Here is an 8,701-nt window from a genome sequence, read left to right on the forward strand (position 1 = left end):
TTTTCCTGTCTTTTTTATTATGCATAAATACATACATCGCATTAAACTTTTATAGATTTTATATACAATTTAATTAAATTAATTGCTATTAACAACAAAAAAGAACTAAGATAATCTCTTAGCTCTTCTTCATATTCAAAACATCATTTCACTTCATTAGCCACAAAAAAGTGCTCACAAACGCTCGAAATGCGCTGCAAGTCTACGTTTCCACCAGATATAACCGCTACTACTTTTTTCCCTTTTATATAGTTATCAACTTTACCAGAAAGCAAGGCTGCAGTGGCTAATGCACCAGCCCCTTCAACTACAGCTTTTCCACGCTGTAATAAATCTTTCATCGCTATTTCCAGCTCTTTTTCTGATACTGTTACAATATCATTTACTAATTCTTGTACAACTTCAAAAGTTAAATCCCCTGGTATTTTAACTGCGCAACCATCCGCTATCGTAGGTGCCTCATAATGTTCTACGATTGCCCCTTTATCATAAGATGCCTTCATTCCATGAACATTGTTAGCTTGGACACCAACTATATTAATGGATGGATTAAAAGATTTTAATGCTACAGCAATACCAGAAATGATTCCGCCTCCACCAATAGGTACAATTACAGTATCAACATCCCACATATCATCGAGAATATCTAAACCAATTGTTCCTTGACCAGCCATTACCTCTATATCATCATATGGATGTAAGTATGTTTCTCCTGTTTTTTGTATAATTTCTTCACATTTTGCCTTCGCGTCATCAAAAGTTTCACCGTATAAAACAACTTCAGATCCATATCCTCGAGTTGCCTCCACTTTCGCCTGAGGTGCAGTAATTGGCATCACAATTTTACTCTTAATGCCGAGTAAATGAGCAGATAATGCAACTCCTTGTGCATGATTACCTGCCGAACATGCAATTACGCCTCTCTCTTTTTCTTGCTCTGTAAGCTGCGACATTTTATTAAACGCACCACGAAATTTAAAAGAACCCGTTAATTGCATATTTTCTAATTTCAAATGAATTTCTCCGCCTGTTTTACTAGTCAAATAAAAAGATTTTACTAATGGAGTTTTACGAGCATTTCTATCTAGAATTTTTTGAGCTTTTTTAATATCGGCTATATGTAATGGTAGTTTTCTAGTTATCATACTAACACCTCTTCCAATGATCTATAATCCACTTCTATTGTCATTCCTAAGTTTTCGTAAGTAGTAGCCCCTTTATACAAAACCATCTATGTTAAGAAAACATTCGTCATATCTGTACACCATTCTTTAACACACACATCTGCAAACAATTCAGCATCCTCTTCATATCACGTTCTTTATAGTGATTCAGACATGCTATTTGGATCCAGTTATTCTTTTGTAAATATGCTGATTCATAATGAACAATATATCCTTGTAATGCTAATGCATCGCCTACTGCCTTAGAAGACTTCCCTTCGTTTAATTGAATGGTAAGAACAATTTGAGCGGCATGTTCTTTAGGTGAAACTAGTTTTAACCCAATATCAATAATAGCTTGTTCTAGAAAATCATAGGTTTCCTTTATTTTCACATATGCATTTTCATCATCGAACCTCTTCAAGGATTCTTGCAGTGCAGAAATTAAATTCCACGAATGAGAATATGGAATACTACCATTCTCTTCGTACATACCGATGTCCATATAGGCCGGTACTGCCTCGTTTATTTTTACAATGTGGTTATGAAAAACGAAAGATAATCCTGTATATGATTTAATCGCTTTTCCGCTAACACCACTTGCAAAATATACATCCTTCAAATCTATCGGTATTGCTCCAATTGAACTTATACAACCCACACATAGTTTCATTTGATACTTTTTACAAAGAGTGTTTAGTTCTTCTAAATTATTTAACATTCCAGTTGATGTTTCATGGTGAACAAACCAAATCCATTCATAATCTCCAGTTAACATTATTTTTTCTAATTCTGTATAAATAAACGGCTCTGCCATTTCTTTTTTGTACGTATCAAAATTTAAATGTGCACGTTTTGCCTGCTCAATTAATCTATTACCGAACTCCCCATTCGCTAAAACTAGTCCTTTACCTTTTAATGAACGTAACTGTAAAGCAATTGCATCATTCGCTAGCGTCCCTGTTCCTAACATAATTTGTACACGTTTTGCTTTTGTCATTTGAAGTAATCGTTTTTTTACATTTCCCATCATCACTTGAAATGACTTAGAGCGATGAGAAATAGGCTTAGTAGAAAATGCCTTTTGAACATTCTCTTCAATGTCTACTGGTCCGGGTAAAAACGTATATTCTTTCGTCATAATTCCCCCAACATCCGACTCTTCAAACATAGCAGGTGTAACATACATTGGCTGAAAAGCTGCTGCTTCTGTACCAACTAACGTATAGAAAGGTTTGAATCCCATTTGCTCATATAAAAGTAGCTCACGTGTTGTGGCTGAAATGATTGCTAATTCATATCCATTTAGAAGCAAATAACGATGTAAAAAGCGAATTAAGCCTAGCAGTGCTCTTCCATTTCGATATTCACGTTCTACTGAGAGTAAACGGATTTCATATACTTTTTCTCCATGCTCTTGTAAATAAAAATCTAAATTTGAGATTTTATAATCTAACGAGAATGGTCGTTTCCCCCGCACCGCGACCATACTTACTAACTTATCCCCATCTAAACAAATTAAATATGTATTTTCTTCATGAAATCGATCTATACGAAAATGTTCTTTCGTTTCTTCATACTGCGGAATCTCTTCTACAAATGTTTTATAGTTCAATTTATGTATACTTTCAAATTCCCAAGTTTGATCAGCAACCTTATAAATTAACCCCATGTCATATCTCCCTTATCTCTCTACTAATGGCTCGCAATCTAACTAACTAATTAATATAAAACATAAGTGGAGATTCCCCCACTTATTTAAATTTCATTTTATTCCCGATTTACATATAAAATAAGTATAATAATTAATAAACTTAGTATAGTAACTACAATAGAATACGAATAAAAAATCATACAAATTGGTAAACAAGCAATTGTAATTAACCCTGGCCTCGTAAACCCTTTAAATATTAAATAAAATATAATAAAAATACCTATGAGAGTAAGCGCTATCAAATAATCAAATGCTATTAATCCTCCAATAAATGTTGAAATGCCTTTTCCACCCTTACCTTTAAACAAGATTGGGTAAATATGTCCCATTATAACGGCCATAAAAGATAACATTACGAATATAGAATCTTCAAAAAGGTATTTTGCAATAGAAACTACGATTGCCCCTTTAATCGCATCACCTAAAAATGTAGCCACGAAATACCATTTTCCATATACTCGCCCCATATTTCTTGCACCAGGATTTCCGCTTCCTTCATCACGAATATCAACGTTATGTCTCCATTTCGTTAATAAATAAGCTGTCAATATGTTTCCAAACAAATAAGAAGCCACTACATACAACAACTGCATACTATTAATCATGTAATCATTCACTTTCTACATGGGAATACTTATACAATATTCAATTACTATGCACATTGTACTTTTCTGACTCTACATCCCTTTATATATTTTAACATCATATTTTTACAAATCATACAAAAATTCTCATCAGGCTTTTTACACTTTAATATATATATCCTTCATCAAATAATATGTTCCTTTCGCTGCCATTTCTGATTGTGATACAAATGTAACTTCTCCCGTACTTTCCTCACAGCATTTCTTAAATTCAGCATATGCTTCAGACACTGAACACAACATACTTCCACTAACTATAATTGAAGTTGATAACTCAAATTGCATCTTATTATAAATATATACCGTAATTCTCGCTAATTCCTTACCAGCTTGCATCATAATTTCATTTTCGTCATCATTCCCCCTTCTCGCATACAATTTTTAAAATTATCAACTTCTCAAATTCACAAAAAACCGCCTAAAAGCCGAAACATTCAACTTTTAAGGCGGTTTTTTCTATTTATTCTTAAACTTCTCTGTCGCTGCTCTCATCTTCACATTCAAATCGTGATCAATGGAGTCACGAATATCACGCTCTACTACTTCCATTTCTTTTTGGAAATTTTGCAAGTATATTTTTAATTCTTCTTCTTTTTCAGGACGTTGTGATGGTGGTAATTGTACAACTAAAGATAACATCGCTGTTAAATCTTTCATTAAGAACGTTTCAAGTTTATGTTGTTGTTCAAACATGCGTTGTTCTTGATAGTACGGAAGTGCATTTAATACTGAAATTGTAATGTCATCAATCGTTCTTTGTAGTGAAGGATTAATCGAACGTTTATATGCTTGAATTGTATTTAATGCATCTGGATATCGATCATAAAAATACAATTTATAAAACGATAAGTCTGTCGGTTTAACAGTTTGCTGTGATTCTTGTCTCAGGAAGTCTTTCACTTTCATTGTTGCACTATCAATATCTTCATTCGTAAGCTTTTTCGTTGTTTTTGCCATCACATGCACTTTTTTCTGCTTTTCTTTCGGTAACATTGAGAAAACTTGCTCTCTCGTACGTTGGCCCGATGTACAGAAAAGTGTATTTAATGTATTTTGTTCTTTTTTCCCTTCTGTACGAATCCAGCGATAAAAGAGTGGGTGCTGCGTAAATTCTTGTAAAAACGGTGTTGATTTGTTCGATAATTTTTCAATAGAATCTTGCGCTCTCTTATATGGTTTCGTCCATGAAAAATAAAGTTTACGTCCGAAGTATACAACTAAAACAACGACAGTAAATGCGATTAAAAGTAATGACCCTAATAGTAATAATACTCCTTGAATGAAACTCATTTTTTCACCTCCTCTAATGATCTGTTATTTCCTTGGACGCTGAATGAGTTTCTGCTTCATCTCATCATTAAATGTGTCAAGTTCAATTACAAACTTCTTACTAGACTCAATAATACGCTCTGACGATTTCTCAGATGCTTCAATAGCAGCGAATACATTTTGGAATGATTCACGTAATTTATCCATGCTAATTGCAGGATTTTCTAGGAGTTTTGTTGTTTCTTCTGTATTTTGTTTTAATGCTTGAGAATTGCTTAATACCATTGATTCAATCGCTTCATTTGTCGCATTAACTGCATCAATTGTTTTACGTTGATTTGTTAATGCGAGCTGAATTGCAGCTGAAACCGTTACAACGTTTTGTGTCATCGTAATCGCATTACGAATGGCCTCTGCTAACTTTTCATTATTTTTCTTAATGATATCTACAGACGCGATAGATTGTAATAATACACTTTTTGCTTGTTGCATATTACGAGTACGTACAAGTATCTTTTCTAATGCATCATTTATTAACGGAATATCCCTTTGACGTTCTGGATTTTGTTTCTCCGCTTCAAGCATACCAGCAAGTTTTCTTCCTAAGTATACTTGTTTATCAAGAGCGTGAATTTTATCGTGTGATTGCTCTTTTAACATTTCAAGACCCACCGTATCCTCTTGCAAGTTATCACGGCCAATGAGAAGTGATCTTATAATCTCCTCGATTTGTTTATCTATAGATTGATATTTATGCACGTAATTTTCAAGCGGATTTTTCTTGAACACTTTAAACATAAGTTTCTTCATACCTGTTGCTTTTAATGAGTTTGGATCAAGTTCTGATACCACTTTTCGTAATTCTAACAATGTATTTGGAATTTCTTCATTCTTTCCATTCATCATCGCTGTCACAGGACGTTTTAAAGCTGATAGCGTTTGTCCTGCCGCTTGCTGCTCTTTATCCCCTAAGTCTCCAAGCTGCGACAATACTTTTGATAAATCTGTATTTTGCTCGCTATTTAACTTTTGTACATAAAGATCTGCTTCTTTATTCAGTTCTTCAAGTTCCGCATCTTTTATTACTGTATCAACTACTACTTCTACATTATTATCTTTCACAATCGATACAGGTTCTTTTTTCTCGAGTTCAGTCAACAAAATCGCTCCTTTATTTATATGTGCGAATTTATGTGCACTATATTTCATCTAATATATCGTATTTCATGTACATTTTGCTTGCTTGAAATCGATTTTTCAAGAAATACCTGCTTATGCAGTCATTCCCTGTTTCATAGTATAAGTATACCTGTTCTCGTCATTATTTTCCTCAGACTTAAGACCTAGAGAGTAACCTGCTGAAGGCGGATTCTTTACGAATTACCTTACTTATCACCACTGAATATTAATTTGAAGTTCCATTTAGTTACCTTATTAAATTTATATAATGCTCTATCTTTTGACATATGCTATCTTTCAATGTGATAATTACATTAATCCCACTTCTAATTATTCTTCCGCGCAACAAATGCTCCCTTTTGAAAAGCTAATAACACCGTTTCAAATGTATCATCTTCTTCAATCATCTTTATAAACTCTGCTAATTCCTCCGTATGAGAAGTTGCATTATCAATAACAAGAAAACCTTTTGGTTCTAAAATACGTTTTATATGTTCCCACCACCACATGTATTGCGTACGCTCTGAATCTAGGAAAATAAAATCAAATGAATGATCTACTTGCGAATCTAAAAATGCTCCTGCCTCTTGATTATGAATATCAATTCGCTGTGTAAGATTTGCCTTCCCAAAATTTTCAAGTGCCTCCCCAACTCGTTCTGAAGAAAGCTCTACAGTTGTAACATTCCCATTTGTTTCTTCTACCGCATTTGCTAGCCACAATGTAGAATAACCATTTGAAGTTCCAATTTCTAAAATTTTTTTTACATTACACCCTTTTACTAAAATTGATAAAAATTGTCCCATCTCACGAGAAATATTCCGTAATTTTTCTTCCCGCGTTTTTTTATGTCGATCATGCTCTTCTCCATATTGTTCAAGTTGAGATAATAATGAATCTAAAGTATCCATTTTTTTCATCGCCTTTCCAAAGCAATATGATGAAAAAGCTCTTGCTGCCCGTCTACTTTTCATTATATGCGAAACGAAAACCTTTTTCTCGTTATACGACAAAGATTTAAATTTTTTTATAGTATATTGTTTCGTTTTTTGGTAAAGTTAATTTCTACGTGCAATTATTTGATTCACATTATTTTACAATCAGACTGCAATTATAAAATAATCTATACCCCATTTAAATGAATCGGTATTTCTAATTCAAATAAGCGCCCTTTTCGGACGCATTTTCTTTTGTTTATATATTTATGTGAGAAAGGATGCTTGCACATGAACGTGATTAACTTAGATGCTGCTAGAAGACGTAAACAGCATAAAAAATTAATGATAACTATACCGATTATTAAACGTATTTATGAAGAAGACGGGGAAATTAAATTCGAGGTAGCTGGTGAAAAAGATGTACCTCTTGAAATGTTAGAAAAGTAATAAAATAAAGACGCATTTCTATTGAAATGCGTCTTTATTTTATATTTTTACATTTAAATGTATAAGTTTTTCAGAATTAACCATCATATAAATAATTGAAATTTTCTCATTCTCAAATGCAAATGAAAGCACATAAGTAACTTTATTATTTATTGTAACAATAACCCCTGGTGCACCAAGGAGATTTTTTATTGTATCTTCTCTTCCTATTCTTTATCGTAACAATTAATAGAGTACAAACATATACTATTAATATATTTAATTGGAGGTGATGATACTATGAGTAATTATAGCAACTATCGAAAAAACTATTCTAATAACAAAAATAGTAGTTCTTCAACATCCTCTCAGTCTTCCAATTCACAATCGCAAAAAGATTTAGCTCAACAAGGTTACGTAAAGAAAAAAGGTTGTAATTGTAATAAAAATAAATAGTTTATTACTAATTTGAATAATGACATTTCACCGCGCACGATAAACAATATACTCCCCTACAATATAGTACATTTAAGAGATGAATTCTGTTTTTAATAGAATTCATCTTTTTTTGCTGATAGAAAAATTTTTTAATGAGATTTCTTCTTCCATAAACTATAAAGTGTAAATCATACTTTACATTTTTCTTTTATACCAACTTAACAAAGAGAATTTTCCAATTGATTTATTACTTATTTCCCACAAAAAATATAGTCCTTCCTAATTTTATTAGGAAAGACTATATACAAATCACTGTTTAAATTTCAACTAAATATTGTACCAAATTAGACGATATTAATACCTGCACTTACAAATCCTGCAACTACAGCTACTGGACTTGCTGCTGTTAATGATACATATAATAATACTTTATCCCCAGCGGCTACTGCAATACCTTCAGGTTGGATCCCTGATGCTGTGTCCAAAATAGCTATTGTAGCAAATGCTGGTGTTAATAATAGAGGTGCCCCCTGTACTGTAAACGTATTACTTGCTGCAGGTGCAGTTAATATTTGTATCTGCACTTGAACAGGTGTTAATGGAGCTAGTGCAGCTGTTGCACTAAAGAAACCTGCTAATGACGTAATAGTCCCTGCGCGTGGTGCTACAAATGCATAATCACCTATAGCTAACGCTAATGTGATACTTGTTCCGCCCGTTAAAGCTACGCCAGGCTGACTAAATCCAAACCCAAGGAGAGTTCCTGTATTAGCTACTACCGCGTTAACTAACGCAGCTGGTGTTGTACCTGAAGCAAACGGAATAATAGCTCCCTGGCCAGTTACTCCTGTTGAACCTGTTGCTCCTGTTGCTCCCGTTGCTCCTGTTGCTCCTGTTGCTCCTGTTGCTCCTGTTGCTCCTGTTGCTCCT

General features: G+C 33.4%; 8 protein-coding genes and 2 pseudogenes. 1 reads left to right on the plus strand and 9 read right to left on the minus strand.

What is annotated here, in order from left to right; translation table 11 throughout:
• Positions 1–143: 143 nt before the first annotated feature.
• From tdcB to FT637_RS28880, 7 genes and pseudogenes are all read right to left on the minus strand, one after another.
• Complete coding sequence (tdcB, locus tag FT637_RS28850) at positions 144–1,145, minus strand: bifunctional threonine ammonia-lyase/L-serine ammonia-lyase TdcB (protein WP_193649157.1); 1,002 nt, start codon at positions 1,143–1,145, stop codon at positions 144–146.
• A 106-nt stretch (positions 1,146–1,251) separates the two neighbouring features.
• A complete protein-coding gene (locus FT637_RS28855; protein ID WP_193649158.1) occupies positions 1,252–2,835 on the minus strand; it encodes an aminotransferase class V-fold PLP-dependent enzyme in 1,584 nt (527 codons plus the stop codon).
• A 98-nt stretch (positions 2,836–2,933) separates the two neighbouring features.
• The gene (gene plsY / locus FT637_RS28860) at positions 2,934–3,482 is read right to left on the minus strand and encodes a glycerol-3-phosphate 1-O-acyltransferase PlsY (RefSeq protein WP_193649159.1); all 549 of its coding nucleotides are present in this window, start codon (positions 3,480–3,482) and stop codon (positions 2,934–2,936) included.
• Between the two features lie 138 nt (positions 3,483–3,620).
• Positions 3,621–3,893, minus strand: a pseudogene (locus FT637_RS28865) (ATPase); the annotation flags it as partial.
• A gap of 84 nt (positions 3,894–3,977) precedes the next feature.
• Positions 3,978–4,811 (minus strand): DUF3974 domain-containing protein, encoded by an 834-nt coding sequence (locus FT637_RS28870; RefSeq protein WP_193649160.1) that lies wholly within the window; start codon positions 4,809–4,811, stop codon positions 3,978–3,980.
• A 24-nt stretch (positions 4,812–4,835) separates the two neighbouring features.
• A complete protein-coding gene (locus FT637_RS28875; RefSeq protein ID WP_002109928.1) occupies positions 4,836–5,948 on the minus strand; it encodes a toxic anion resistance protein in 1,113 nt (370 codons plus the stop codon).
• A 347-nt stretch (positions 5,949–6,295) separates the two neighbouring features.
• Positions 6,296–6,889, minus strand: a complete 594-nt coding sequence (locus tag FT637_RS28880; protein ID WP_193649161.1) for an O-methyltransferase — start codon at positions 6,887–6,889, stop codon at positions 6,296–6,298.
• 306 nt (positions 6,890–7,195) lie between these two features.
• Between FT637_RS28880 and FT637_RS28885 the strand changes: the two genes are divergently transcribed.
• Positions 7,196–7,354, plus strand: coding sequence for a hypothetical protein (locus tag FT637_RS28885; RefSeq protein WP_002085567.1), 159 nt, complete (start codon positions 7,196–7,198; stop codon positions 7,352–7,354).
• A gap of 39 nt (positions 7,355–7,393) precedes the next feature.
• Here the strand turns inward: FT637_RS28885 and FT637_RS28890 are convergent.
• Positions 7,394–7,534 (minus strand): annotated as a pseudogene (locus FT637_RS28890) (RNA polymerase sigma factor SigJ); the annotation flags it as partial.
• A gap of 581 nt (positions 7,535–8,115) precedes the next feature.
• Positions 8,116–8,701: exosporium glycoprotein BclB-related protein (locus tag FT637_RS28895; RefSeq protein WP_319805978.1), on the minus strand; the 586-nt coding region annotated here is incomplete at its 5' end.

Origin of the sequence: Bacillus cereus (assembly GCF_015071065.1) — a bacterium.
In the GTDB taxonomy this organism is placed as follows: Bacteria; Bacillota; Bacilli; order Bacillales; family Bacillaceae_G; genus Bacillus_A; species Bacillus_A cereus_BA.